This is a genomic window from Rhizobium brockwellii (genome assembly GCF_000769405.2).
Classification (GTDB): Bacteria; Pseudomonadota; Alphaproteobacteria; order Rhizobiales; family Rhizobiaceae; genus Rhizobium; species Rhizobium brockwellii.
In genome coordinates, this window is the sequence record NZ_CP053440.1 from 138,938 (window position 1) to 165,008 (window position 26,071).

At 58.9% G+C, this 26,071-nt stretch carries 25 protein-coding genes; 6 read left to right on the forward strand and 19 right to left on the reverse strand.

Annotated features, from left to right (window positions below; all coding sequences use genetic code 11):
- The first annotated feature begins 113 nt into the window (after window positions 1–113).
- Entirely contained in the window at window positions 114–833 is a 720-nt protein-coding gene (locus RLCC275e_RS24260) for a GntR family transcriptional regulator (protein ID WP_033183159.1), read from the forward strand.
- 25 nt (window positions 834–858) lie between these two features.
- Here RLCC275e_RS24260 and RLCC275e_RS24265 read toward each other — a convergent pair whose 3' ends face one another.
- The 7 genes from RLCC275e_RS24265 to RLCC275e_RS24295 all read right to left on the reverse strand — a co-directional run bounded on the left by RLCC275e_RS24265 (window position 859) and on the right by RLCC275e_RS24295 (window position 7,498).
- Window positions 859–1,806, reverse strand: coding sequence for a 2-hydroxyacid dehydrogenase (locus RLCC275e_RS24265; protein ID WP_033183158.1), 948 nt, complete (start codon window positions 1,804–1,806; stop codon window positions 859–861).
- Window positions 1,803–3,437, reverse strand: a complete 1,635-nt coding sequence (locus RLCC275e_RS24270; RefSeq protein ID WP_033183157.1) for an ABC transporter ATP-binding protein — start codon at window positions 3,435–3,437, stop codon at window positions 1,803–1,805. The genes RLCC275e_RS24265 and RLCC275e_RS24270 overlap by 4 nt, the downstream gene beginning before the upstream one ends.
- Window positions 3,430–4,356, reverse strand: a complete 927-nt coding sequence (locus RLCC275e_RS24275) for an ABC transporter permease (protein WP_171816966.1) — start codon at window positions 4,354–4,356, stop codon at window positions 3,430–3,432. The genes RLCC275e_RS24270 and RLCC275e_RS24275 overlap by 8 nt, the downstream gene beginning before the upstream one ends.
- A gap of 3 nt (window positions 4,357–4,359) precedes the next feature.
- Entirely contained in the window at window positions 4,360–5,274 is a 915-nt protein-coding gene (locus RLCC275e_RS24280; protein WP_033183155.1) for an ABC transporter permease, read from the reverse strand.
- Between the two features lie 159 nt (window positions 5,275–5,433).
- Window positions 5,434–6,309 (reverse strand): DMT family transporter, encoded by an 876-nt coding sequence (locus tag RLCC275e_RS24285; protein ID WP_033183154.1) that lies wholly within the window; start codon window positions 6,307–6,309, stop codon window positions 5,434–5,436.
- Window positions 6,310–6,580: 271 nt separating this feature from the next.
- On the reverse strand, window positions 6,581–6,862 hold the full coding sequence (locus tag RLCC275e_RS24290) for a hypothetical protein (protein WP_028742461.1): 282 nt from the start codon (window positions 6,860–6,862) through the stop codon (window positions 6,581–6,583).
- A 153-nt stretch (window positions 6,863–7,015) separates the two neighbouring features.
- Window positions 7,016–7,498, reverse strand: coding sequence for an NUDIX hydrolase (locus RLCC275e_RS24295; RefSeq protein ID WP_033183153.1), 483 nt, complete (start codon window positions 7,496–7,498; stop codon window positions 7,016–7,018).
- Window positions 7,499–7,925: 427 nt separating this feature from the next.
- Between RLCC275e_RS24295 and RLCC275e_RS24300 the strand changes: the two genes are divergently transcribed.
- Window positions 7,926–8,606, forward strand: coding sequence for a redoxin domain-containing protein (locus tag RLCC275e_RS24300; RefSeq protein WP_033183152.1), 681 nt, complete (start codon window positions 7,926–7,928; stop codon window positions 8,604–8,606).
- Between the two features lie 55 nt (window positions 8,607–8,661).
- Here RLCC275e_RS24300 and RLCC275e_RS24305 read toward each other — a convergent pair whose 3' ends face one another.
- The 9 genes from RLCC275e_RS24305 to RLCC275e_RS24345 all read right to left on the reverse strand — a co-directional run bounded on the left by RLCC275e_RS24305 (window position 8,662) and on the right by RLCC275e_RS24345 (window position 18,386).
- The gene (locus RLCC275e_RS24305) at window positions 8,662–9,732 is read right to left on the reverse strand and encodes an ABC transporter ATP-binding protein (RefSeq protein ID WP_033183151.1); all 1,071 of its coding nucleotides are present in this window, start codon (window positions 9,730–9,732) and stop codon (window positions 8,662–8,664) included.
- Window positions 9,733–9,799: 67 nt separating this feature from the next.
- Complete coding sequence (locus tag RLCC275e_RS24310) at window positions 9,800–11,098, reverse strand: D-tagatose-bisphosphate aldolase, class II, non-catalytic subunit (protein WP_033183150.1); 1,299 nt, start codon at window positions 11,096–11,098, stop codon at window positions 9,800–9,802.
- The gene (locus RLCC275e_RS24315; protein WP_033183149.1) at window positions 11,095–12,048 is read right to left on the reverse strand and encodes an SIS domain-containing protein; all 954 of its coding nucleotides are present in this window, start codon (window positions 12,046–12,048) and stop codon (window positions 11,095–11,097) included. Before RLCC275e_RS24315 ends, RLCC275e_RS24310 begins: the two co-directional genes overlap by 4 nt.
- An 11-nt stretch (window positions 12,049–12,059) precedes the next feature.
- Window positions 12,060–12,893, reverse strand: a complete 834-nt coding sequence (locus RLCC275e_RS24320) for a carbohydrate ABC transporter permease (protein ID WP_171816972.1) — start codon at window positions 12,891–12,893, stop codon at window positions 12,060–12,062.
- A gap of 23 nt (window positions 12,894–12,916) precedes the next feature.
- A complete protein-coding gene (locus RLCC275e_RS24325; protein WP_033183147.1) occupies window positions 12,917–13,834 on the reverse strand; it encodes a carbohydrate ABC transporter permease in 918 nt (305 codons plus the stop codon).
- A complete protein-coding gene (locus RLCC275e_RS24330) occupies window positions 13,831–15,087 on the reverse strand; it encodes an ABC transporter substrate-binding protein (protein ID WP_033183488.1) in 1,257 nt (418 codons plus the stop codon). Before RLCC275e_RS24330 ends, RLCC275e_RS24325 begins: the two co-directional genes overlap by 4 nt.
- A gap of 31 nt (window positions 15,088–15,118) precedes the next feature.
- A complete protein-coding gene (locus RLCC275e_RS24335) occupies window positions 15,119–16,078 on the reverse strand; it encodes an N-acetylglucosamine kinase (RefSeq protein WP_033183146.1) in 960 nt (319 codons plus the stop codon).
- Complete coding sequence (locus RLCC275e_RS24340; RefSeq protein ID WP_033183145.1) at window positions 16,075–16,869, reverse strand: DeoR/GlpR family DNA-binding transcription regulator; 795 nt, start codon at window positions 16,867–16,869, stop codon at window positions 16,075–16,077. The genes RLCC275e_RS24335 and RLCC275e_RS24340 overlap by 4 nt, the downstream gene beginning before the upstream one ends.
- Window positions 16,870–17,069: 200 nt before the next feature.
- A complete protein-coding gene (locus RLCC275e_RS24345; RefSeq protein WP_033183144.1) occupies window positions 17,070–18,386 on the reverse strand; it encodes an alpha-glucosidase/alpha-galactosidase in 1,317 nt (438 codons plus the stop codon).
- A gap of 99 nt (window positions 18,387–18,485) precedes the next feature.
- Here RLCC275e_RS24345 and RLCC275e_RS24350 point away from each other — a divergent pair, with 99 nt between their 5' ends.
- A complete protein-coding gene (locus RLCC275e_RS24350; protein ID WP_033183143.1) occupies window positions 18,486–19,352 on the forward strand; it encodes a helix-turn-helix domain-containing protein in 867 nt (288 codons plus the stop codon).
- 65 nt (window positions 19,353–19,417) lie between these two features.
- Here the strand turns inward: RLCC275e_RS24350 and RLCC275e_RS24355 are convergent, their stop codons facing one another.
- The 3 genes from RLCC275e_RS24355 to RLCC275e_RS24365 all read right to left on the reverse strand — a co-directional run bounded on the left by RLCC275e_RS24355 (window position 19,418) and on the right by RLCC275e_RS24365 (window position 22,514).
- Window positions 19,418–19,591, reverse strand: a complete 174-nt coding sequence (locus tag RLCC275e_RS24355; protein ID WP_226532360.1) for a hypothetical protein — start codon at window positions 19,589–19,591, stop codon at window positions 19,418–19,420.
- Window positions 19,592–19,655: 64 nt separating this feature from the next.
- Window positions 19,656–20,615 carry an HD-GYP domain-containing protein gene (locus RLCC275e_RS24360; protein ID WP_171816971.1) on the reverse strand — a complete coding sequence of 320 codons (960 nt, stop codon included), beginning with the start codon at window positions 20,613–20,615 and terminating at the stop codon, window positions 19,656–19,658.
- A gap of 84 nt (window positions 20,616–20,699) precedes the next feature.
- Window positions 20,700–22,514 carry a putative bifunctional diguanylate cyclase/phosphodiesterase gene (locus RLCC275e_RS24365; RefSeq protein WP_033183140.1) on the reverse strand — a complete coding sequence of 605 codons (1,815 nt, stop codon included), beginning with the start codon at window positions 22,512–22,514 and terminating at the stop codon, window positions 20,700–20,702.
- 368 nt (window positions 22,515–22,882) lie between these two features.
- Here RLCC275e_RS24365 and RLCC275e_RS24370 point away from each other — a divergent pair, with 368 nt between their 5' ends.
- The 3 genes from RLCC275e_RS24370 to RLCC275e_RS24380 all read left to right on the forward strand — a co-directional run bounded on the left by RLCC275e_RS24370 (window position 22,883) and on the right by RLCC275e_RS24380 (window position 26,071).
- Entirely contained in the window at window positions 22,883–24,418 is a 1,536-nt protein-coding gene (locus RLCC275e_RS24370) for a sensor histidine kinase (protein ID WP_033183139.1), read from the forward strand.
- Window positions 24,419–24,591: 173 nt separating this feature from the next.
- A complete protein-coding gene (locus RLCC275e_RS24375; RefSeq protein WP_033183138.1) occupies window positions 24,592–24,915 on the forward strand; it encodes an antibiotic biosynthesis monooxygenase family protein in 324 nt (107 codons plus the stop codon).
- A gap of 145 nt (window positions 24,916–25,060) precedes the next feature.
- Complete coding sequence (locus RLCC275e_RS24380; RefSeq protein WP_003562420.1) at window positions 25,061–26,071, forward strand: LacI family DNA-binding transcriptional regulator; 1,011 nt, start codon at window positions 25,061–25,063, stop codon at window positions 26,069–26,071.

A 26,071-nucleotide genomic window follows, 5' to 3' on the forward strand; every position in this document is an offset into this window, starting at 1 on the left:
TCAGCGTTTGCACCAACTGATATTTTAGTTTGACATATATATCAATGGAAAGTTTGCGTTCTTGTGCATTAGGTCGTGCAAAGCTATGAATGGAGTCGAAAAGGACGCCTCACATGAATTCCCAGTTCGCCTCCACATTCGGCCTGACCGCACCCGGTTTTCCGGTCGTTGCCGGCAGCACGGTCCAGCGGGTCTATGATGATCTGCGAAAGCGCATCATCACCATTCAGCTGCCGCCGGACACCACGCTGTCGCGCACCGAACTCACCGAGACTTATGAAGTCAGCCAGACTCCGATCCGAGATGCATTGCAGCTTCTCAAACAGGAGGGGCTGGTTCGCATTTACCCGCAGTCCCGCACTGTGGTGACCAGGATCGACGTCCTGCAGATTTACGAGGCACATTTCCTTCGCGTGGCGCTGGAAACGGAAGTTTGCCGCCGCCTCGCAACCGATCCGGATCCGGATCCGAGCGTCATTACCCGCGCCCGGTCGATCATCAAGATGCAGACGGCAGTCGCCGACGATGCCGATCAGATCGCGATCTTCCAGGAACTCGACGAGCTCTTTCACCAGACATTGTTCGCAGGCGCCAAGCGCAGCAGCCTCCACCAGTTGATACGCGAGCGCTCCGGCCATCTCGAGCGTATTCGTCGTCTGCATCTGCCCGAGAAGGGCAAGATCGTCAGCATTCTCGATGGGCACCACGCTATCATCGATGCGATTGCCGCTCGCGACGAACAGGGTGCGGTCGACGCGATCCGTGAACATCTCAGCCGCACCGTTGCAAAAGTGGAAGACCTCAGGAAGGAGTTCCCCGACTACTTCGTCTGATCTGGCGCCGCGGGTTTTGTCGAAGTCAATTGACCGGCGTCAGCAACGGCCTGCCTGCGAAGAAGGCGGCAAGGTTGTCGACCGTCAATTGCGCCATCCTGTCACGGGTTTCCTCGGTACCGCTGGCGTGATGGGGATAGAGCACGACATTGTCGAGCGCTGCGAAGCGCGGATCGGGATTGGGTTCGTTGAGGTAGACATCGATGCCGGCCGAGGCGATCCGCCTTTCCTGCAAGGCCTTGATCAAGGCCGGCTCGTCGACCACGGTGCCCCGGGCAATGTTGATGAAGCTGCCCGTCGGTCCGAGCGCATTGAGCACGTCCGCCGAAATTAACCCTTCGGTCGAGGGCCCGCCAGGGGTCGCGACGATCAGGATATCGGCCCAGTCCGCAAGTTTGACCGGCGTGTCGAAATAGGCAAAATCGTTGCCGGCTTTCTTCGTCCTTCCATAATAGCCGACCGCCAGCCCGACAGCTTCGCATCGCTTGGCAATCGCCATCCCTATGCGGCCGAGGCCGACGATCCCGGCCTTCTTGCCAGACGTCGATGTCGTCAGCGGCATCATGCCCTTCTCTCCCCAATCGCCGGAGCGCACATAGCGATCGCCTTCCGGCAGGCGCCGGCGTGCCGCCAGCATCAGAAGCAGTGCCATATCGGCAACGTCGTCGCACAGCACCTCGGATGTGTTGGTGAGCTTGATGCCGCGCCGTGTCATCGCCTCGACGTCCATCTGGTCGTAGCCGGCCGAGGAGCAGGCGGCGAGCTTTAATGCCGGCAATTTCGAAAGCAGGGCTTCGTCGATTGTCACATGGCCGTTGCAGACCAGCGCGGAAGCGATCGGGCCGGCTTCCCGCAAGAGAGCATCCCGCTCTTCGCCTTTGACGAGATCCAGCCGGTGCAGCGTGTAGGTCTCCTCCAGCATCGCCATCTGATGGGGCCGGAGCGGATAGGCGACGATGACATCGGGTTTCATGCGGAAACGAGTCCTTCCTGTCGTTGGCGGGCGGCGCGTCGGGTGGCCTGGATCTCCGGATCGGGATCGAGGCTCGCGGCAAGAAGCGCCTGCGTGTAGGGGTGGGAGGGCGCGGTGAAGATCTGTTCCACCGGCCCCTCCTCGACAATCTCGCCGGCCTTCATGACGATGACACGATCGGCGAAATCGCGAACCACCGGCAGGTCGTGCGCAATGAAGAGGTAGGACAGGCCGAATTCGCGACGCAGGCCCTCAAGCAGGGCAATCACCTGTGCCTGGATCGACACGTCGAGCGCCGAAACCGCCTCGTCGCAGATGATCAGTTTCGGCTCCATCGCGAGCGCACGGGCAATCGCGATGCGCTGGCGCTGGCCGCCGGAAAACTGATGTGGATACCGGTCGGCCATATCCGGTTTCAGGCCGACCTTGACCAGCAACTCGGCCACTCTCTCCTTCCATCTTGCCTTCGGTAGGATATCCGGGTGAATGACCCAGGCCTCGGAAATCAACCGGAACACGCTCATCCGCGGGTTGAGGGACTGCGTCGGGTCCTGAAAAACCATCTGCAAATCGCGACGCAGCCCGAATATTTCTCTCGGGGTCATCGCAAGCAGATCGTTGCCGCGATAGAGAACCTGGCCCTCCTGAGGATCGTCGAGCCGAACGATCGCCCGGGCAAGGGTCGACTTGCCGGAACCGCTCTCGCCGACAACGGCAACCGTCTCGCCGGGCATGATGACGAAGTCCACGCCCTTCAGGGCCTGGAATGCGCCAAAACTCTTTTTCAAGCCGATTGCGCGCAGCAGCGGTTCGCCCTGCCGGTCACGCTCTTGAGCCATCGCACCTTTCCCGGGTGCGGCGGCAATCAACTTCTTCGTATAGGCGTTCTGCGGGTTGCGATAGACTTCGGCCGCATTGCCGGTTTCGACGACGCAGCCGGAATTCATCACCACGACCCGGTCGGCGATCTCGGCAACGACGCCCAAATCATGGGTGATCAGCAACAGGCCCATGCCGGATTCCTGCTGCAACTCCTGCAGAAGTTCGAGCACCTGCGCCTGCACCGTCACGTCGAGCGCGGTGGTGGGTTCATCCGCGATCAGGATATCGGGCTTGCAGGCGATCGCCATGGCGATCATCAGGCGTTGCCGCTGGCCGCCGGAGAACTGGAACGGATATTTTCGCATCGCCGCCTGCGGATCGCTTATGCCGACGCGCCCGATCAATTCGAGCGCCCTCGCACCTGCGCGCTCCGCCGACTGGCCATGCGTCGTCATCATCTCGGTGATTTGCCAGCCGACCGGATAGACCGGATTGAGGTGGGCGAGCGGGTCCTGAAAGATCATGGCGATCTTGGCGCCGTTGATCGAACGTCGCTCCTCGGGCGTCATTTTCAGCATGTCGCGACCGTTGAGGAGAATTGTGCCGCTGGTGATTTTGCCGGGTGGCATGTCGATCAGGTTCATGATCGCCGAGGCCGAGACGGACTTGCCGGAACCGCTTTCCCCAAGGATCGCCAGCGTCTCGCCGCGATCGAGATGCCAGCTGACATCCTGCACCGCCTTGACGGTCCCGCCGACGGTGTGGAACTCGACCGAGAGGTCACGCACTTCCAAAATATGTTCAGCCATTTTTCCTGCCCCTCATTTCAAGGCGCCAGCGTTGCGTCGGATCGAGTGCGATCCGCAGCCAATTCGACAGTAGGTTCAGCGACAGCGTCGTCAGAATGATTGCAAGGCCGGGCCAGAAGGAAAGCCACCAGGCATTGGTGAGATAGGGTCGTCCTTGAGCAACCATGAGACCCCAGGTGATCTCCGGCGCCTGAATGCCGATCCCGAGGAATGACAGGGAGGATTCCGCCAGCATGACGAAGGCGAAATCCAGCGTCGCGATGGTCACCAGCGTGGGGAAGATCACTGGCAGGATGTGATGGAAGACAATGCGTCGATACGATGCTCCCATGACCTTCGCCGCGTGCACGAACATCCGCTCGCGCACTTCCAGCACTTCGGCGCGCGTGGTGCGCAGATAGATGGGAATGCGGGTGATCGCCAAGACGAGGATGATATTGGTGACCGAGGGCTCGAGCATGTAGAGCACGATCACCGCCAGAAGCAGCGACGGAAAGGACATGATGACGTCGCCGAGGCGCATGATCCATTGAGCAGCAGAAGAGCGGCTGTAACCCGCGACCAGACCGAGCGCTGTACCGACAACGGATGATGCGAGCACGGCTGCCGCGGCAACCAGGATGGTGTTTTGCGCCGCCACGATAACGCGGGCAAGAAGCGGCCTGCCCAGCGCATCGGCGCCGAGGACATAAAGCAATCCGCGGGTGATATCGAAGGGCGGCGCGTTGCGGCCCCGCAGGTTCTGCTTAGTGGCGATGGCCTCCAGCAGGAACGGGCCAAACAGTGCACAAAGCAGAACGATCAAGAGGAACAGAGCCGCGAAAAAAGCGAGCTTGTCCGCCCACAGCATCGTCAGCCAGCGCCCGGTCGGACCGCTTGGTTTTTTCTCGGCGAGGATTTGTGTGTCGGCCATCGTCATCGCTCAATACCGGATGCGCGGATCGAGCAGCGCATAGGCGATGTCGATCAACAGGTTCATGATGAAGATCGCCAGTGCCGAGACCATGATGACGGCCAGCACGACGGCGAAATCGCGAAGCAGGATGGAATCGATCATCAGCTTGCCGATTCCAGGAAAGCCAAACACCGTCTCGACGACGACGGCACCGTTCAAGATGGCGGCCGCCTGGTCGCCGATGACTGTGATCACCGGCAGCATGGCGTTGCGCAGTCCGTGAATGAAGATGATCGAGTTCGAGCGGACCCCTTTGGCGCGGGCAGTCTTCACATAGGCGGAAGACAGAACGCTGATCATCGAGCCGCGGACCACCTGCAGGATCAGGCCGAAAGGCCGGATGAACAGCACGCTGACCGGCAGGACCCAGTGCCAGAAAGTTCCCGTTCCCGATGTCGGCAGGACATGCAGTTTAACGGCGAAAATGACGATCGCGACGATGGCCAGCCAGAAATCCGGCGCCGCAGCGCCGATCAGCGAGAAGAAAGTGGCAAGACGGTCGAAGACGCCGCCGACGCGAAAGGCTGCCAGAGAACCGATGATGATCGCGGCGACCGTGACCAGCGCCATGGTGATGGCAGCCAGCCAGAAGGTCCAGACGAAGGCCTCCAGCACGACATTCATGGCCGGACGGGCCTGTCGCAGTGACTGACCGAAATTGCCCTGGGCAAGATCCGAGACATAACGGCCGAACTGGATGATCAACGGATCGTTGAAACCGTTCATCTCTCGGAATTGCTGGCGCATTTCGGTGGTCGCATCGATCGGCAGATAGAGGTCGGTCGGATCGCCCGTCAGCCGGGAGAGGAAGAACACGATGACGATAAGCACCACGAGCGATACGCCACTGGCGATCGCACGTTTGCCGATGAAACTCTTCATGCCACTCCTCCCGAGTGAAACCCATAGGGGTCGTGATCTCTCGTCTTCGTCGGTGCCGAAGCCGCCTGTTATACCCCTCGGCAATAGGCACGGCTCCACAATCAGTCACTACAACTGAAATATTAGTGCATCTAGAATTTTTGTGAACCCCAAAAATGATCAGGGCTTATCAACCGGCGGCTTGCGTCGCCATGTCATGCCGCGGGTTCCGATGATGGCGGCGCCGATGATCACCGCCGCGCCGATCCACGTCTGTGCGGCCGGAACTTCCGCGAAAAATGAGAAGGCCATGAGGGCCACGACGGGCAGTCGGAGAAAGTCGAGCGGTGCCAGAACGCTTGCGGTCGCCATGCCGAAGGCACGCGTGATCAGCGTCATGTTGAGTGCGCCGAGTGCTCCTTGGAGGGCAAGCAGTGCGAGTTGGCTCCAGCTCGGCATCGACCAGACCGGCAGCATGACGATCAGGCCAAGCGGTACCGTCGCTATCAGATTCCATGCAACCAGCCGGTCGGCACTATCTCTCAATGCCATCCGCCGCAGCATCAATTGGCTGGCCGCCGTCAAAACCGCTCCTGCCAGCGCAAAAAGCAGCCATTGGTCGAAACCGGACGCTCCAGGGCGAATGATGATCATGACGCCGACAAAACCTGCGACAATGCCGCCCACGCTGGAGATGCCGACATGTTCCTTGAGCACCAGCCACGCACCGAGAACGAGAAACATCGGCATGGTGAAATTGATTGCCGTGGCATCGGCGAGTGGCGCGTGCGCAAAGGCGACGAACAATGCGACCAGTGAGGCAAGCTTCAGACCCGCGCGCACGACATGCAGAACACGATAGGGAGAGGCTTTCAGGTCGACCCGTGACACGATCCAGGGCGTGACGACAAGAAGTCCGAAAAACGCCCGGAAGAAGCCGATCATCAATGGATGCACCTCGCCGGCCAGCAAGCGTACGATGACTGCGTCGAGACTATTTAAAAAAGCGGCGGCCACCATCATGCATACGGCAAGGCCTGTTCGACCAGGCTGCATCACGCTTCTCCTGGTCGAACAAAGGTGAACCCTGCTATATCGGCTATTCGATAAAGCGCGTTGAACCGGCAATCCATTGGAAATAAAGCCTTCCTGGCGTGTCTGCTAATCTCCCGCGCCCACGGTTTTTGCCGCGGCGGAGACCACTCGTTCTCACCAGGGGCCGGCGGCATCCGCTATCCCCAGCGCGGACTAACGGCTTTATCTCAATCCATCGGCCGCCGTCCACACTAACACAGCACATTGCTTAGAGGGCCGCCCTCACCTCCCGCTAGTGGACCACTCCGTTCGTTTTCGCCCGGTTCGAGAACTGGTGAACGAGCATGATGCCCTGCTCGAGGAGCAACTCGGCCGCCTGCAGATCGCGCGGCGTGAGATCGCCGGATAGTCCGCGAATCGTATTCGCGACGCAGATGGAGTTGGCGACGAAGCGGGCGTCGCCCTCACCTTCTGCCTCCTCGGCCGTTGCTTCCAAGGCGTCGGCGACGGTGTCGAGCAAGCTCGAGCGTTCGACAAGCGTCATGTCGTTCAGGGTTTTGGAAATGCCGTTCATGATTGTCTCCTCGCGCGTGCCCAAGGCGGATCGCAGCTCCAATTTCTCGATTTCAGTCACATGGCGGTGATTGTCAGATAGGATGGTTGTCTTCAGAAGCAACTCATGGCTGCCGCGCACCTTACGCATGAGTGCAGCGAGATGACGGCTCAATCAAAAACTTCGAGCCGATCGTTCCAGATGTGTCAGGAGGCCGGGAAGCATTGATCGCTGCCCTTTCACGAGCTTTATGGCTGCGTCGGACAGGGAAAACCACCCCGCGCGATCGACCTCCGGAAAGCTCTTTACCCGGCCTGACCGCGGTGGCCATTCCATTTGAAATTCGGAACTCTGTGTCGAATTCACGTCCAGTACCGGATCGGCTTCGATCGACCACGCGATAACTATCTTTCCGCCAGGTTGTCGATATTCGCCCAACGGTGTGAACCTGCCATCGATTGCTACACCCAGCTCTTCGGCAGTCTCCCTTATTGCCGCCGCGAGCTCGTCTTCTCCAGGCTCGACCAGCCCCTTCGGGATCGACCACGCAGCCTCGTCTTTCCTGGCCCAGAAAGGACCGCCCGGATGGACGAGAAGGACTTCGATGTCTCTGGAAATGCGCCGGTATATCAGAAGTCCGGCGCTACGGATGACCATCGCCTTGTGCCCTTCTTGTGTCGATCACGAGGCTAGGCATTCCTCACAGATGCCGCAGCCGTCATCGTCCATCCACCGACACCGGCGCTTGCAGCAAAGGCAAGCAGCACTTTCTGGTTGTTCTTTTGTGTCTTCCGGAGGAATGATCTCGATCGTCGTGTCGAATAGAGTTTCAGCCACAAGCTCCGCCATCTCGTTGCTCCATTAGTCTGTTCTAAATAAGATAGGAACGGCGATCGATACCGGCAAGCTCTCGACGACATCAGGCGGTTCAATGAAAGGGTCAACTTCGACGCCGGTCAGAGCGGCAAATGGCATACCGAACCACATTCGGCGATCTCAACATCGAACGCTGGGCCTTCTTACGACAAGTGGTATAGTTAAATTTCGGTCGTCCACCTCGGCGATACGACAAAGGAATTATTCCATGGGAGACCAGAAACGCCCGCTGCAACCAGGAGAAACCGCCCCCGCCTTTGCACTCGCCACGGCCAACTTCGACGGAATCGTCTCTTTCGCCGACTTGAGCGGTCGCCCGTTCGTGATCGGGTTCTTTCGCGGGCTGCACTGCCCGTTCTGCCGACGCCAGCTAGAACAGCTTGCCGGCGTACAGCCGACCCTGCGCGCCGCCGGTGTGGAGACCGTGGCCGTTATCAACACGCCGGTGGAACGTGCCCGCCTGTATTTCCGCCACCGGCCGACGCCAATAACACTTCTGTGTGACCCGGACTGCCGCACGCATCGAGCCTACGGTGTGCCGCATGTCGAGTTCCTGCCGGAAGGGAGCTGCGAGCAGCCCGAATGGCCCTATGGCGCAACGATGGCGCAGTTCCAGGCGGCACGCATCAACCCCACGGACGAGTTGCCGAAACCTCTGCACCCGATGGAAGCCAACACCGTACTCAACGCCAAGGACCGGTTTGAGCTTGACGAAGCCGACCATGCGATCTTCGCGAACCACGCTACCCAACTCGTCGGTCACTTCCTGGTCAATGCGAACGGCACCATCGGCTGGGCACAAATCGAGGCGCTCGACGGACCGAACAGCCTCTCCATCTTCCCGACCGCGGCGGAGATCATTGCCGCCGCTGGCAGCCTTGAACGCTGACCTGCAGCGAACCCGTCGGCATGTTACGTTCCCCCGGTCCGGAAAAATTATCACGTTAGACGGACCTCAACCGCTTTTCGGTTTTTGCGTCGAACAGATGCAGTTTGCTAAGGTCTGGGGCAACGACGATCTGATCGCCGGCGCGCAGATCAAGGCGTTCTCTTACGGTCGCAACGAGGTGATCGGCGCCAAACTTCGTGGTTATCTGGACCTCAGCACCGGTAGGCTCAACGAGAACGACCTCAGCGGCAACAGCACCGTGTCCGATTGTGAGATGTTCGGGGCGAATGCCGTAGATAAGCTGCGCCCCGCGTTCCAATGACGCTGCTTCCGGCAGCGGCAACCTACCTCCGCCATCCACGATCAACTCCAGCGGCCCCGAAGTACTGACCTGGCCTCGAATAAGGTTCATCGCCGGCGAACCGATGAAGCCCGCCACGAAAAGGTTTGCCGGCCGGTCGTAGAGATCGAGCGGCGAGCCTATCTGCTCGACGAAGCCGTCCCGCATCACAACAATCCGATCAGCCATCGTCATCGCCTCGATCTGGTCGTGGGTGACGTAAATGGTCGTTGTCTTCAGTCGCTGATGCAGTTGCTTGATTTCCGAACGCATCTGCACCCGCAGCTTTGCGTCGAGGTTCGACAATGGTTCGTCAAACAGGAAGACCTGCGGATTTCTGACGATCGCACGGCCCATCGCCACACGTTGGCGTTGGCCACCCGACAGATTTTTCGGATATCTGTCGAGCAGATGCTCGAGCCCGAGAATTTCAGCGGCCTCCCGAACACGTTGCCTGGTCTGTTCCTTGGGTGCTTTCGCCAGCTTCAGCGAAAAACCCATATTCGCCTCGACGGTCAGATGGGGGTAGAGCGCATAGGACTGGAAAACCATCGCGATATCGCGTTCTTTTGGCGCGACATTGTTCACGACCTTGCTGCCGATCGATATCCGGCCGGCTGAAATCTCTTCGAGGCCGGCGATCATCCGCAACAATGTCGACTTCCCGCACCCGGACGGACCGACCAGGATTACGAATTCGCCGTCTTGGATATCAATGTCCACCCCATGCAGAACTTCGAAGTGACCGTAGCTCTTGCGGGCATTCGCCACACTTACTGACGCCATAATTTTCTCCGGCTGAATGTTGATATCTTCGGGACGCAGCCGCTCGTCTGACACGGCTGTCGATTGCTCATCGGCTTGCCGTGGCGGCTGAATAAGGCGCCAATACCGCGTCGATCGCAGCAAGGCAGAGCTCGCGGGCCTTCGGAGCGACCCGCTTTGACACCACGTCAGAATAGAGTCGGCCGAGATATTGGCTGATCAGAGTTTCGGGAATTTCATCAGGAAGCCGGCTGAACAATTCGCCGACTGCGGCGGATGCTCGAGGATCCGGCCAGTAATAGCGAATTCGATCGCTATAGCTGAAATGCCGTTGCAGTCGCTCCGCATCGGGACTGCCGCCATAGTGGCCCGCCCAGCTTGCCGGTTGCTCAACCATGATTTTTTCCATGGTCGTCACCAGTCCGGTTCGTGGCGTCTTCCCTGCAAGTACATCAGCGATCGTATCGAGACCGTACAGCGCTTCGCGCAGCGCGAAAGTCAGCCCTGGTCCGACCTTGAGGATTGCAAAGCCGCCGTCAACGAGAGCAGACAAGGCTTCGGCCGGTTGGTAGTCGGTGGAATGTGCTTCGAAAACCAAGCCGGGCATGTCGTCCAGCGAACCAATGAGGCTCTTGGCCCGTTCAGGCTTGTAGAGCGCCACGTCCGTGTTGCCAAATTCCACGCCCGGCTGAACCACGATCCCAATGACCCGCTCCATTGCCGACGCCAAACCTGCTTCGGCAAACGACGCCCGGTGAACCGCCAGGGTTTTCATCGCCGCATCGGCCCGCGTAATTTCGATGTCTTCGAGTGCGTGCGTTGCGCCACCTGGAGGCGGCACCTCAGTTCCGATGATATAGACCGGCGGACGGCGGCCTGAACGAAGAGCGGCCTCTTCCGCGGCCTTTGCCAATCGAGCGGCCCGCGCCGCGGTCAATTCGTCATCGAGCGCCGCCGGTTCACCGGCACAGCCCATCGACGTGTCCAGGTGAATCTTTTCGAACCCTGCCTCGACATAGGCCGTCACCATAGCCGCAGCGCGCAGCATTGCCTCCTCGGCCGCCAACGTCCTCCATGGGTTGGGGCCGAGATGATCGCCTCCCAGAATGATGCGTTCGGCTGGAAAATCAGTCGCTGCGGCGACGTTCTCGATGAACCGGCGAAAGTCCACAGGCGTCATCGCGGTATAGCCGCCTTCCTGATTGACCTGATTGCAGGTGGCTTCGATGAGGACCGCCCGGTGCTCCATGCCGGCACGCCGAAGGGCTGCCTCGATGACCAGCGGATGAGCCGAGCAGACCGAAGTGACGCCATGTGGAAAAGGCAGGTTTCGGACGCCGAAAAGCTTTCGCAGCGCGATCTGCCGGTTCTCTTCGATCCTCGTCATGCGAGCGTCACGACTTTCGTCAGGTGACGGGGAGAGACCGTATCGATTTTCCGAGCCTGCGCGGCCCGTTCGCCGAGGACCTGCAGCGCCGGAAGGACAACGAGACCCGCAAGCGACAGATCGACATCAACGGCGAGTTCCAGATCGCCTGGACCACCTATACCGATGACGACCGCGCCTTTTTCTCTCAGTTCTCCCGCCAGTTTCGTTTCCGCCTCCCTCTGGTCGGAGCTGTACAGCATGACCGCAACCGTCTTGCCGTCGACGAGGCTGATCGGCCCATGCCGGTATTCCAGCGGATGGAAGGCCTGGGTCATGATCTGGCTCATTTCCATGAGCTTGAGCGCTCCTTCCAGGGCAACGCCGAAGAGGGGGCCCCCACCGAGAAAGACGAAGTGCGACCGGTCGGCGATAATTCCAGGAAGCGCGGCATCGAGAGCGCTCGCAAGCTGGCGGGCCGAATTCACGACAGAGGCAGGAACCTTCTGCCCGATCATCTGCAAACCGAGAAGGACCATGAGGCTCGCCGATACCGTCATGACGATCCCTTCGTCCGGATGGGTTTCGGCCGCGATCATCCGATCGCAATTTTTCGCCAGAGAGCTTTCCGGTTCGACGGTTATCGCCGTCACGAAGGCGCCGGCGGCCCGGCTTGCCTTTGCCGCGGCGACCGTTTCTGTCGTCTCGCCGCTGCGGGAAAGCGCGACGACGTGCGTGTTGCGCCACTCCGGCCAGAAAGCCGACGGCCGGTTTTGCCATTCGGCGCCGGGCACCGCGATTGCCCTTCGTCCGGCCATATTGGCATAGGCTGCCAGCGAAAGTGCAAGATTGAAAGACGTGCCGCAGCCGACGAAGACGAGGAGCTCCGCCCTATCGATAGCTGAATTCGAGCCGATCGCCTTCTCCCAGTAGGGAAATTGCTCGAAAATGACTTTTTCGGTCGTGTTCATGAAGTCTCCGATTATTTGACTGAACCAGCCAACAGGCCGCTGACGAGGTAACGGTTGAGGAAGATGACGACGAGGGCGGGGATGACGATGGCGATCGAGCCGCTCGCTGTGATGAGCCCGTAGTCGATGAAGTTCTTCGTTACGAATTCCGGGATCAGAACCGTTAGCGGCTTCGTCGCCTGCGGCGAAAAAATGAGCGGTACGAGATACTGTCCCCAGGCACCCAGAAACGTAAGGATTGCCGCTGCCGTCAGACCCGGTCCGGCCAGCGGCAGGACGATATTGAAGAAGATGTAGAGCCGGCCGGCTCCGTCGAGTTGCGCCGCCTCTTCCAATGCGATCGGAAGAGCTTCGAACACGCTCCGCAGCAGCCATAGCGACAGGGGCAGGAAGGCCGAGACATAGATCAGCGAGACGCCCACATAGGTATCGACAAGATGCAGCTTAATCATGATCTGATAGAGCGGGATCAAGACTGCGTAGGCAGGAATGGCCAGAGTCGCGACGACAGCGATAAAAAGCACTTTCCGGCCAGGAAACTGAAGCCTGGTGAACGCGTACGCTCCAAGAGAGGATATCGCGACGCAAAGCAAGGTGGCAGCGATTGAGGTCACCACGCTATTGAGCAACGCGGCCCGGAACTGTTTGAATACCTCCACACCTCCGATCCGCGCAATATTGATGCCGAGCAGCCGGGAGTAGTGATCCAGCGTAAAGTGCTGCGGAAAGAAGTTGATCGGTCGGGTCGAAAAGTCTTCGCTTGGAGTAACCGAACTCGCGATGGTCCAGTAGATCGGCCCTAAAGACCAGATCAACAGGACGACGACACCGGTCCAAATCATCATTCGATAGGCAATGGTGGATCTCATCAGTCGAACCGTGTGTTGCGATAGACACGAAGGACGTAGACCAGCGAAATCAGCAGAGACACGAGAGTGATCACGACTGATAGCGCCATGCCATACGAGAAGCGGAGATTCTGGAAGGTTTCGAGGTAGATCTGGACGAGCACCGGTCGGGTCTCGAGGCTGGCACCCGCCAGAACCCAGGCCTCGTCGAAGAGATTGAAAGCGTTCACGGTTGCGTTGGTCATGGCGACAGCGATCGCACTGCGAACCAGCGGAAGGGTTACCCATCCGAACATCTGAATGCGCGTGGCCCCATCGATCCGCGCAGCCTCATAGAGATGCGCAGGGATGCTCTGCATCGCGGCAAGGACGATGACGATGGTCAAAGGCATCATGCGCCAGACGTGGACGATCGTTACGGCGACGATGGCGCTGGTGCGATCGTTGAACCAGACGTGATTTTCGAAGGGGAGCCCGAGCGCCGAAAGAATGCCGTTCAACAGGCCCGCGCCCGGTTGATAAATCCAAAGCCATATGACCGAGTTCACAACGCCGGGCAGCGCCCAGGGCAAGATCACCGCTGCGAGCACCCACTGCCGCCCGACCTTGATTTGATTGATGAGAGCGGCGGCAAGAACGCCGAACACGGTTTCGGCGGCAACAGCCAGAACAACGTACATGAGCGTGTTGCTCCAGGTCGTCGCGAGCTGGCCATCCGACAGCATTCGGCTGTAATTCTCCAGACCGACGAATGGCGTGCCGGCCTGCATGGGGTTGACCCTGTGCAGGCTGTCCCAGACGGTTCTTCCCATCGGGTAGAAGACCAGAGCTGCCATCGTGAGAACGATGGGCGACACCAACAGCAAGCCGAGTGTGGCGTCGGCGTTGAAGCCGACCCCACGTTTGCTCGTGGCCCCTTCGGAGGCCAAAGCGGTCATTGCGCCATTGCCTGCTTGGCGGCGGAAGCGATGGCCTCCATCGCCTGGTCGACGCTCATCTGTCCCTTGGCAGCGCTGTTGATCGCTGTGTTAACGCCGCTGGAAAATTGCGGATACCAAGGCGGCGTGCCCTGCGGGAACAGCGGCTCAACGGTTTTGGACTGCGCCACGAGAGCGTCACCGCTGTTCAGCTTTCCGGACTCGTTCAGTTCGGAAAGCGCCGAAGTGCGTGTCGGCAGGAAGCCGTTCACGGCATTCTTCTTCTGGAAGTCCTTGCTGGTAAACCATTTGACGAAAGCGATCGCCGCCTCCTTGTTGGTAGAGACGTTTGGAATAGCCAGCGCTTCCGGAAGGCCGAAACTGCGCGTCTCGCCGCTTGCCGTCGGCACGAGGATCGCCTCTACCTGGCCGGCGACTTTCGACTGCTTCGGATCGTTCATCTGGCCAAGACGACCAGGCTCACCGGAGATCATGATGCTGGTGATGCCCTGCGCGAACATGCCCTCATTGATCTGGCTGTCCTTCAGGCCGGTAGACGCCGGATCGACCAGCCCTTCCTTGAGAAGCATCAATTCGAAAGCAAGCGCCTTGTAACCAGCCGAATCCGGCGAGGTGAAGAGCGGATTGAAGTCCTTGTCGAAGAGTTCGCCACCGAAGGCCTTGGTCAGCAGGTACCAGCTCGTTGACGCGCCTTCGGTTGCCGAAACCGGCAGGCCGATCGGATACTCGACAATGCCTTTTTCCTTGATCTTCTTGGCTGCAGCGACCAGGGCGTCCAATGTTTTCGGCGTCTCGGTGATGCCTGCATCCGCGAAATGCTTCTTGTTGACGAGCATCACCCGGAAGTCGTTGGTGTAGGGAATTCCCAATAATTTGCCGTCAACCGTGAAGATCTTGGCAACGCCGATATCTTTCAACGTGTCGGCGTCGATCACGTCGTTGAGCGGCATATACCAGCCGGCGGCGCTGAACTGACCGGTCCAGGACCAATCGAATTCGGTCACATCCGCTGGCGCTGTACCGGCAACCAAAGCGGTCACCAGCTTCGGGCGGATGTCGTCCCACGATAGGGTCTGCAGGTCGACGTGGATGCCGGTTTCGGCCTCGAAGTCAGAGGCGATGTTCGGTCCCTGCGGCGATGGCATGAGCACCGTGATCGACTGGCCGGCAAGCGGCTTGGCGTCCTGGCCAAGAGCGGGTACGGCGATTACCAGAGCTGCTGATGCAAGTAGAGGCAAGATCAATTTATGCATGTTCCCATCCTTCATTATTCTTGAGCTCAATTCACTGGGATGCGCGGTCACCGCCTTCGGCCGTTGCCACGATTTGCCCGAACCAGCCGTCGTCTAACGGCCAGTCGAGAAGCTGGGCGGCAGCCAGGAGCGCGCCGCCAATGGGGGGAAGTTTCGGCAAAGCCGGAGGCCTGCCAATTCGGCGTTCAAGCGCCTTCAAAAGAAGCTGGCTCGAAAAAGTACCGCCGGCATAGGTCCAGTCGGCATCCGGATCACAATGGCCGGAAATTGCCTCATGATGCTTCGCCAATTCATCGGCGGCCTGCTCGATCAACGCGATCGCCCCATTGTCGCCGCCAAGTGCGACCTGATCGACGAGGGCCGAAATTGCTGCAATGTCCGCCCGTGGGTTTGCCAAGGAGCTGGCCCAATCGCCGAGGCCATTCATGGCATTGCTCGGGTCGATGCGAAGGTGGTCAAACAAGGCCTTTGCGAGAGCTGTTGCCGGAGCACGCCCGTCCAAGCTTTGGCTGACAAGGTTAAGCGCCCTCTGCCCGACCCAATGGCTGCTGCCTTCGTCGCCGATGAGATCTCCCCAGCCGCCGGTGCGCGCCGAGCGGTCTTCAGAGTTGCGCGCCCATGCCATTGAACCCGTGCCGGAAAGAATGAGGATGCCCGGCTCGCCCGCAAAGGCACCAAGGTGCGCCGCGTCGACGTCGTTGAGGACACGCCGGTGGATGTTCGGGAACAGGCGCTCGATCGCATCCCGTTGTAGAACCGACAGGCGCTCAACCTCCCCGTAGGCGGGCAGCGCTGCGGCGACGGCCGCCAGATTTCCTTCATCGCGAAACGGAAGGAGATGCTGCTCCAGCTCCTGGAGCCAATTCGGATTGTCCATGGGATTGACCCCGTGGCCGCGGGAACGCCGCAATATCCGGCCGCGCTTGTCCGCGAGGGCAACCAGCACCTTGCTTCCGCCACCGTCGATGCCGAGGATCAGCGCGTCGCTCACTCTTTCGCCCTCAGGTCGGCGATCGTCGCGTCGACGCCGAAATTGACAAGCTCCTCGCGCCAATGCCGCGAAAGCCCGGAATCGGTAATGACTTTCGCGGTGTCCAGCGGGGCGACCTTGTAAGTCGCCGTGGTTCCGAATTTCGAGGAATCGGCCAGGACGAAACGATTGGCCGACCGAGCCAGCATGCGCCGGTTGAGGCTCGCTTCCGCACTGTCCACGCTATAAATCGCACCGTCGGAGCTGATGGCGCTGGCGCCAAGAAAGAGCTGGTCGAACCATAATGTCTCCAGCATTGCCTCCGCCTGGGGTCCGACAAGCGACGCATTCTCGCTACGCAGCTGACCGCCGAGAAGCACCACTTCCAAATTCGGAATATTCAGGAATTCCTGCGCTACCGTCAGGCCGTTGGTGAATATCCTGAGCGGCATGGGGTTGATGCGAACGAGGCGCGCAAGCTGCAGAACGGTCGTTCCCGCGTCGAGAAAGATTGCCGTACGTGGATGAAGCAGGTCGTAGGCCGTGGTGGCAATCGCCCGTTTGGCTGATAGATGGCGCTTTTCGCGCTCCTGAAAGGCAACCTCAACCGACGATCCTTCGGCAATGCGCGCTCCACCATGCACGCGATCAATGGCGCCCTCCTGCTCGAGGATCTGCAGGTCTCTGCGAACCGTGGCAAGCGATGCTCCGATCGCATCGGCAAGCGCCTGGATGGTCGAAAAGCCGTTCGCGTAAAGGTGGCTGCGAATGGCATCCAGTCGATCGACCTTCACTCCGACTGCCTGGCTCAACGAAAACCTCCCTCACGATCGCTCTCAATTTCGGTCACATTTTCATTTCAAGTGATCAGTGTCAATCAATTTTCTGACGTTTTTTGATTTATTGGATGAAATCTGGAAATGAAAAAGACGCGCCGAGAATTCACGGCGCGTCTAAAACGAATGAACTGCCATCCGCACCAAGTGCTTGTAGCTGGCTTACCCGCGGGATCTCACTGATATCTCGGCAACAAATCGCCGTGCGCGTCGATCAGGTCGTCGACAAGGGTCCAGATTTGGTCTGGAGACAATTCCGCAGACGTGTGCGGATCGAGCAGAGCGGCTTGGTAGATGCGCTCGCGGTTTTTTGTGAGAGCCGCCTCGACCGTCAACTGCTGCACGGAAACGCTCAAGTTCATGACGGCGGAAAGCTGAGAGGGGATCCGACCGACCCGGATCGGTTGAATTCCGTTTCTGTCGACATGGCAAGGCACTTCCACGATACATTCATCGGGCAGATTCTCGATCAGGCCGTTGTTTGGGACATTGCCGTATATCAGCGCCGGGTTGCCGGTTACCGCGGCATGAATGATGCCGGCCGCGTATTCATTGCTGCGGCACACCTCGATCGGCTTGCCGCCTTCCAGTTCCTTGCGCAGGGCATGCCACTCTTTGATCTGCACCTCGCAGCGCCGGATGTATTCGTCCAAGGGAATATTGAGCTGATCGATCAGATCCCCCCGTCCCTCCTTGATGTACCAGGAGGTATACTCGGAGAAATGCTCGCTGGATTCGGTGACGAAGTGGCCGAGCCGTTTGAGCACATCGAACCGCACCCGATCGTCCTGTGGAACGCGGCCATTGGCGGCGAGAGCGTTCAGTCTCGGATAAAGGTCTTCCCGCCGTCCGTCGCTATGAACTTTCTCATATTTCAGGAAGAAGGCGATGTGATTGATCCCAGCCGAAACGTAATTCACCTCGGCAATGTCCTCGCCGAGGCATTGCGCGAGATGCGCGGCGGTGTGCTGCACACTATGACACAAGCCGACGGTGCGGATTTCCGGGGCCAGATCCTTGATTGCCCAGCAGTTGATGGCCATCGGGTTGACGTACTGCATCAGAAGAGCCCGCGGGCAAACCTCCTGCATGTCTCGGCAGATCGCCTCAAGGACTGGTATCGTCCGCAAACCGCGGAAAATGCCGCCGATGCCAAGAGTGTCGGCGATCGTCTGACGCAGGCCATATTTTTTTGGAATGTCGAAGTCCGTGACGGTAGCCGGCTTGTAGCCACCGACCTGCATCATGAGGATCACGAAATCAGACCCGCGCAGCGCTTCCCGCCGCTCGAGCGTGGCGTCGATCCTGACGCTTGAAAGCTTAAGCGACTCGCAGATCCGGCGAGCGACGATCTCTGACGTCTTCAGTCGCTCTGGATCGATATCGAAGAGGCTGATGATGTAGTCGCCGCCTCTCTGCGAGGACAGGACGTCTCCCAGAATGTTCTGGGCAAAAACGGTGCTACCAGCGCCTACCAGGCAAATCTTCGGCATTGCAATCTCCCTATCGGTTGTGATTGCTTATTGCTCCTTCTAGGTCAGAATTTCCTCCCGGCATCGGCCTATTAATTCCGGAATTCGAGTCTTGGACACATGAAACATACCCAAAGCCGCGGCGAATGGATTGGATCCCGAGGGGAGTTCCTGATCGAGCGTCACATCGCTGATGCGATGGCGGCACCGCATTGGCACGACCACGTTGAATTAAACCTGCTCATGGCAGGCCAGATGACCTACCTTTTCAATGGAAGGCAGGAACAGGTTGAGGCCGGCCGCCTGGTTTTATTCTGGGCCGCAATTCCGCATCAGACGATCGCTGTTGCCGAAAATGCGCCGCTCGTATGCCTCTATCTCCCCCTTATCGATTTCCTTGGTCTGCCGGTGAACAGAAAGGCCAGGCAGTCGATCATGCAGGGGAGGTTTCTGGCGCAGGAAAATCCGGAAACGATGGATGCGTTGACACTCCCGCGATGGGAAAAGGAATGGCAATTCGGCAGTGCGGCAAGGCGGAAATTGGTCGTGGAGGAGGTTCGACTGCGAATACGTCGCCTGATTCTGGACAATGCTGAAATCGACAATTCGCTGACCCATGTCTCTCCGACATCGTTGGCTGGCCACGCGGTGCGACGCGTCGAGCTGCTGATCGACCTCATCAATTCCCGCTACGCAGATCCGGTGAGCGTACCCGATCTCGCCAAGCTTGCGGGCATGCATCCAAGCACCGCCAACAACGCATTCCGAAAGGTTCTGGGAATATCAGTCAACGAATACCTGACCCGACATCGGATTGCCCGGGCGATGCAGCTGCTGACAGACACGGAGGATCCGGTCCTCCAGATCGGTTTTGACTGCGGGTTTGGTTCCAGCAGTCGCTTCTACGAGATTTTCAAGGAGCGAACGGGTACGACTCCCCGTCATTTCCGAGAAGCGGTGAACTCCCAGAACACTCCGGCGCCTTGACGGGATTCAAACCGACGAGGTCGTGATGGCTCTGGGTGCTGGTCGTGATGGCTCTGGGTGCTCCCCTATTTCGGCTCACTACCTGAGCAGATGCGTGCGGCTTGCGCTTCGACCTCGCGCGGATCCAGTGTCGCGGTTTGGTCCCGGCGATAGATCTCGGCGGAAATCACCGCCAGGCATCGATCAAAATCGGAGGGACGGATGAGGATCGCGCCACCAACGATGATCGCGGAAAGCAAGATCGCCCCTGCCCGCAGAATATCACTTCTGACCATGGTCCCCCAGTGCGACCGCCGTACGGCTTTAGTGGAGCGTCCCGCTGATTACCATTTTTGACACGAATGCGGAAAGAAGCTGGCTATCGAAATGGCCCGGCGAATTCATCATCATGTTGATCGCCTCTGCTTGTGAGAAGGCGCGCTTATACGGCCTGATGGTGGTCAGCGCTTCGTAAACGTCACAAATCGCCGCAAGCCGGGCGACGTAAGGGATTTTCTTTCCGGCGAGGCGACCAGGATAGCCAGAGCCATCGAACTTTTCGTGGTGGTAGCGACAGATGTCGAGCACCGGCTTCGGGACATGGGCGACATGGGAAACCAGCTCATATCCCCGCTGAGGATGCCCGCGCACAAGATCCATTTCCTCGGCCGTCAGCTTACCGGGTTTCGTCAATATGTCGTCCGGGAGCGCCATTTTTCCAAGATCGTGAACCAGTCCGCCCAGTCCCAATACCCGCACATCCTCTTCTCCATGACCGAGGCTGCGCCCTAGGGTGATCATCAATGCGCTAACCGCCAGCGAGTGGAGGAACGTCAGCTCATCTTTTTCTTTCAGCTTCGCGACTGCGATCAGCGCACCGGCATTGTCGAAGGCTGCCGACATGATCCGCTCCACGGCTGCGCTTGCCGCATCACTGGCGAAAGAGGCTTTAATCCTGGCATGGGCAAGCATATGACGGATCTGCGGTCTCGTATCCTCGACGCATTCCCTCGCCTGCTTGATATCCTTTGCCGAAAACACGGCACGAAGCTGGGCGTCAAACGCAGCCCGGTCGATGTCCTGTGCCCCGCCTGAGTCGACATCCGCGCCTTTTCCGACGTCGATAACAACAGTCATCAGGCGGTTTGCCATCAAACTCTCGACCTGACCGGCGGCCGAAATCAGGAACGGTTTGAACCGGCGTGTCCTGTCTTCCCCCTCGATTTCGACGTCCTCGACATACATTCCTACCCGCAATTGGCTGACATGTATCCGTTTTCGCATCTCTGATCCGTTCAAAATGATCTTGGTACTCAAGCGTTGTCTCAGGTATCCGGGGCTGGCCCGAGCGCGAAAACCTCGCTCAGGCTATAGGGCTCCGGCACGGGTCTTGTCTTGGTTGAGCTGTTGTCCATGCTGCTCTAAAATGGCCGCGGCAACCGTTCGATCGACTGCTTTCGAAAACAGATAGCCCTGTCCGAGCTTGCAGCCGAGCTGGCTCAATTGAACAGCTTGGGATTCTGTTTCAATCCCCTCTGCGACGACCCGGATTCCTAGCTTGTCAGCTATTCCGATCAGGCCCTCAACGATGAAGGTCCCAGCGTCGCCCGGCACCATGCGGTCGATGAAGGACTTGTCGATCTTGATGATATCGACTGGCACCGTCAGCAGGTGGGTCAAAGATGCGTAACCCGTGCCGAAGTCGTCGAGGGCAACCCGTAAGCCCTTGGACCGCAGAGCCTTTATCTCGTCCGCGACGACATAGTCCCGTTGTCCGAGATAAACCGATTCCGTCACTTCGAGGATGACATGCTTGAGAGGGACCTCCGCTTCCCCGAAAATTCGGCACAGCCTGTCTTGCAGATTACCGCCACGAAAATCTGCGGCGGACAGGTTGATGCCGACATGCTGGAGAGGAAGGCCTCGGGCGAGCCAGCTGCGGATGTCCCTCGCAACCCTCAGCAACATCCGTTGAGTCAGCTCAGCAGCAATATGGGCGTCTTTCGTCGCCTCATGGAAATGCGCTGCGGCTATGATTTCGCCGGAAGGCGTGGTCATTCGACACAAGGCTTCGAAACCGACAATTTCCCGAGTATCCAGACGCAATATCGGCTGGTAATGCGCGTCGATCCGATCGTCTTCCAGGGCGACGCCCACATCGCGAACCGCCCTGAAGCGTCGGGTCAGGGCGGTGCCCAGGCCGGGATAGTGCTGCACGTACCGGCCGCGGTTGTGTTCTTTCGCATGATAGAGCGCCACATCGGCGTTCTGGCGGGTCTGGTTAGGGTTTGTTTCCATCTCAGCCAACGCGCCGCCAATCGTCGCGGCGGGAAAGACGACATGACCGTCGCAGGTTGAAGGAGAAGACAGTGCTGCGAGGATATCGGTCGCCCTCGCCTTCAGATCAAGATCTTTGTCGCCCGATACAATGACAGCAAACTCGTCTCCACCGAGCCTAAAGGTGTTTTTGGCGCCTGCTGTCGTGGCGACCCGGTCTGCAACCACTTGAATCAATGCGTCGCCGGCTGCGTGCCCGAACGTGTCGTTCACGAGTTTCAAGTTGTCGATGTCAACAAGCAAGATGCCCCAGGCGCGCCGGGATCGAGGTAGATCTTCGGCGAGAAGCTGGTTGAAACGAGCGCGATTCGACAGTCCAGTCATAGCGTCGCTGTATGTCAGTCGCTGACGTTCCATCACCCGTTCTTCGCGATCGATGGCGATCGTGCAGAGATGGACACAAGCCTCGGCGAGGTCCCGTTCGACGGCCTTCGGACCGCGGTGGTCTCGATAGTAGAAGGCGAAAGTGCCGATCACCCGGTCGCCGCTCTTGATCGGACTGGACCAGCAAGCCCGCAACCCGAGCGGAAGGACCAGGGACTTGAAATCCTGCCAATGAGGATCGGTCTCGATATCGGTGACAACGACCGCTTCTCCGAAATGGGCGGCAGCGCCGCAGGAGCCGGCAAAGGGACCGGCTTCAAGATTGTCGACAGCCGCTGAATAGTCAGGCGGAAGGGAGGGGCCAGAAAGTGTGTGAAGACGGCTCCCGTCGAACGTCAGCACCGAAGCGATGATCCCAGGAACGGCGGCCTCAACCCTGAGGCAAAGTTGCTCGATCGTTGCTGCCAGCGGTTCCCCTTTGGCAATCATTTCCAGAATGGCATTCTGCAACTCAAGGATCATGGCGTCACTTCCCGGAAGGAGATCCTGCCTAGCAAACCGACTTTCAAATCAGGTTACGCTGTTAATTAGATTTTGATCGAATAGACGCCGAATGATCAGTTCAGGACCTGTCGTGGCGAGCGTCAGGGTACGAAAGGTTTTCGCCACCATTCTGACCTCCTTCTCGAACGGAGTGAGATTGACCGATGTCACGGTCATTCTCTAAAGACGATTATGAAATACAATCCTCAGTCGTGCCTTTGAGGGCGCCGAGTTGGTGAGCACTGCATAATTTTCGAGAGTCAGAAATCAGCTTATCGGATATGGTTCGGAATGCGTTGCAATGTCCCCATCTGGCCGTCGCCGCACAATGGAAATTGGCCTAAAAGATGATCGGTGGCGATAAATACGTTGGCTCCGTAGGAAAAGCATCGCTCGCGATCATCGCGCTGATGTTTCTGTCACTGACCACCCTTTTGTCGCTCTGGCTCATATCCAGCTACGAGACAGTCGTTCGCCGGGGCGATGAGCGTGTGAGCGCCGCTTCCAAAATTGTTGCAGCAAACGCGAACTGGTTGAACTCCCTTGCCCGGGAGACTCTGCACCGAATTGATGATGCTCTGGGGCCGAGTACATCTTTGCCCGGCCCGGCTCGCGTGCGCGATCTCGACGCTGCCGTCTATGACCTTCCTCCTCAGGCGACTGCCTATGTCATAGGGGCCGATGGAGAAACGCTCTATTCAAATGATCGCAATATCCGGCCGATCAATGTTACGGACCGCGACTACTTCGTTCGGCTCAGAAACGGTGCTGACGAATATACGTCCCCGCTGATCATCAGCCGCCTTTCCCAGCGGCAGATATTCGTCTTCAGCCGCAGGCTCGAACGAAATGGCGTGTTCGCCGGCGTCGCCGTGATTGCCTTCGACGCGAGCATCCTAAGGCCAATATGGGACGCGGTCGCGATAGGCGAGAACTCGATTGTCAGCCTCATAAGACGCGACGGGCAACTTATCGCCCGATACCCGGAACCCGCCGGACCAGTCGATATGCGAAACCACAAGCTGTTTACCGACTACATGAGGAAGGCGACATCAGGCACATATCGCTCCGTGTCGCCAGTCGACAACGAAGACCGCCTGGTCGGATACCGAATCCTCGAACGCACCCCTTTTGTGGCCATTGCTTCGGCAGATATCCATGTGATCATGCAGCCCTTTTGGGAGGATGCCAAAATCGCGGCTTTGCTGGTCGCTTTCGCTCTTGTCGGCGCATTGGCAGCTGCATTGTGGATTCAGAACCTCATCAAGGTGGACACATTGCACACAAGGCAGCTTGCGGATGCGTTGCGATCGAATGAAACGCTCATGCGCGAGATACACCATCGCGTGAAGAACAACCTGCAGACGGTGATGGCCCTGCTGCGCTTGCAGGGTTTTGAACCGGAGGCCGTTCAAAAATTAAATGAGCGGATCTCTGCGATGTCCGCAGTTCACGAGCAGATGTACGGCTTCGACCAGTTTAGCGGAATATCTGCTCGAGAATTCATTCCATCCTTCGTCAGGACGCTCGTCGACGTCCATGGTCGCGGCGTTTCCGTTGACTTTGAAATCGACGACATCGTGATCGCAGCCGACAAGGCAACGCCGTTTGCCCTCCTGCTCAACGAGTTGATCGCCAACAGCATGAAATACGCGTTCGACGGCCGGGCATCCGGAAACATTCGCGTCATGCTGCGCGTGACCGAAGGAGAGGAATCCCAACTTACCGTCGCTGACGACGGGATTGGATTCGATGGCCGATCGGACAGCGCCGGGATGGGGACGCGGCTGATCAAAGCCTTCGTAAATCAACTGCATGGCGAGGCGAGATACAATCGCCTGGAAGGGACGCAGTTTACGGCAACACTCAAGCTTACCGATTGAGCGAGAGCTCATTCGAAGCCACCTTGCTGCCCAAAGCAAGCCTTCGGTTATCCCCGCCGCATCGGGGGCACTTTCCATTGGGCTTGGACGACACATTTTCCAGATGCCCTGCCGCTCGTGCGGGATTTCCTCGCCGTCGGCTTGCTCAATTCAGATGTCACTGGGAGCAGAACATGACGAAAGTTCCAACCATAGCTCGTATCTGGCGTGGCCGCACGAAGCCGGAACTCGCTGATGAGTATGAAGCCTACAACCGCGCGGAGGGAATTCCTCCACTGCTAAAGACAGCACTCGACGTTCAACTGTTGCGCGAAGACCGTGAGGAAGAGACGTGGTTCACGACAATTTCGTACTGGGCCGATATGGAATCGATGACCGCGTTTACAAAAGGCGATCCACGGCAGGTTCATCATCTGGAGCGAGACGCAGAACTACTTTGCGAACTTCCCGAGCGTATCCAGATCCACAAGATAGTGGTCCCGCCCAGGCTGCGCTGAAAATAGCCTGCCTCTTCGCATATCTCTGCGAGCTCTCTGCTGGTGTTGGAAGGTCATAGGCACGACGTCGGCACGACATCCAAAACGTTTTGGCTTGACTCCCAAAACGTTTTGGAGAATCTTTTCTCACTTCGGGAGGAATATCTTGGCTAATCTCAAACAACTCGCGCAATCGCTCGGACTGTCGATCACCACGGTGTCGCGTGCGCTCGACGGTTATGCCGATGTGTCGGCCGCCACGCGCGAACGGGTTCGTGAGGCTGCCGACAAGGTCGGCTACCGGCCGAATGCTTCGGCCCGTCGCCTCCGCAGGCAGCGCGCCGAGCTCGTTGCCGTCACTCTGCCGAGCGATCCTGGCCATATCGGCCCTCCGCATTTCCTCGATATGCTGTCCGGCTGTGCCGAACATCTTGCCGCTGCCGGCCTCAATCTGGTGATTGCGCCGGTGCCGCGTGGCGAGAGCGAACTCGACATCTGCCGCCGCTTCGTCGATGGCCGCCGCGTCGACGCCATGCTTCTCGTCCGCACCAAACGGAAGGACGAGCGCGTCGAATTTCTGCAGTCGCGCGGCATTCCGTTCGTCACCAACGGCCGCACGGAAAGCCTGCTGCCCCATCCCTATATCGACGGCGACGGTTTTGCCGGCTTCCGGGCCGCGACGCTGCGCTTCCATGCTGCCGGCCACCGCCGTATCGGCCACATCGCCGGCCCGCAGGAATATTACTTCGCACATGATCGCTGCCGTGGCTGGCGGGCGGCGATGGAGGAATGCGGCCTTGCGACCGACCTCTGCGCCGAAGGCGCGCCGTTGGAACAGGGCGGTTATCTCGCCGCACTCGAACTTCTGCGCCAACCCTCGCGTCCGACCGCACTCGTTTGCGCCACCGACGAAATGGCGATCGGAGCGCTCCGGGCGCTACGCGAGGTCGATGGCGGCAATCAGATCAGCATTGTCGGCCATGACGACCTGGCGATGGGCGCCTTCACAAGCCCGCCGCTCTCGACCATGCGCATGACCGGCGAAAACCTCGGCGCGAACTTCGCCTCGCTTCTGCTGCGCGCCATTGCCGGCGAACCTGCCGAAGAACTCCAGGAGCTTCACGCGATCGAATTCGTCGATCGCGACAGCCATCGCCGTCCCGCCAAGGCGGCATAG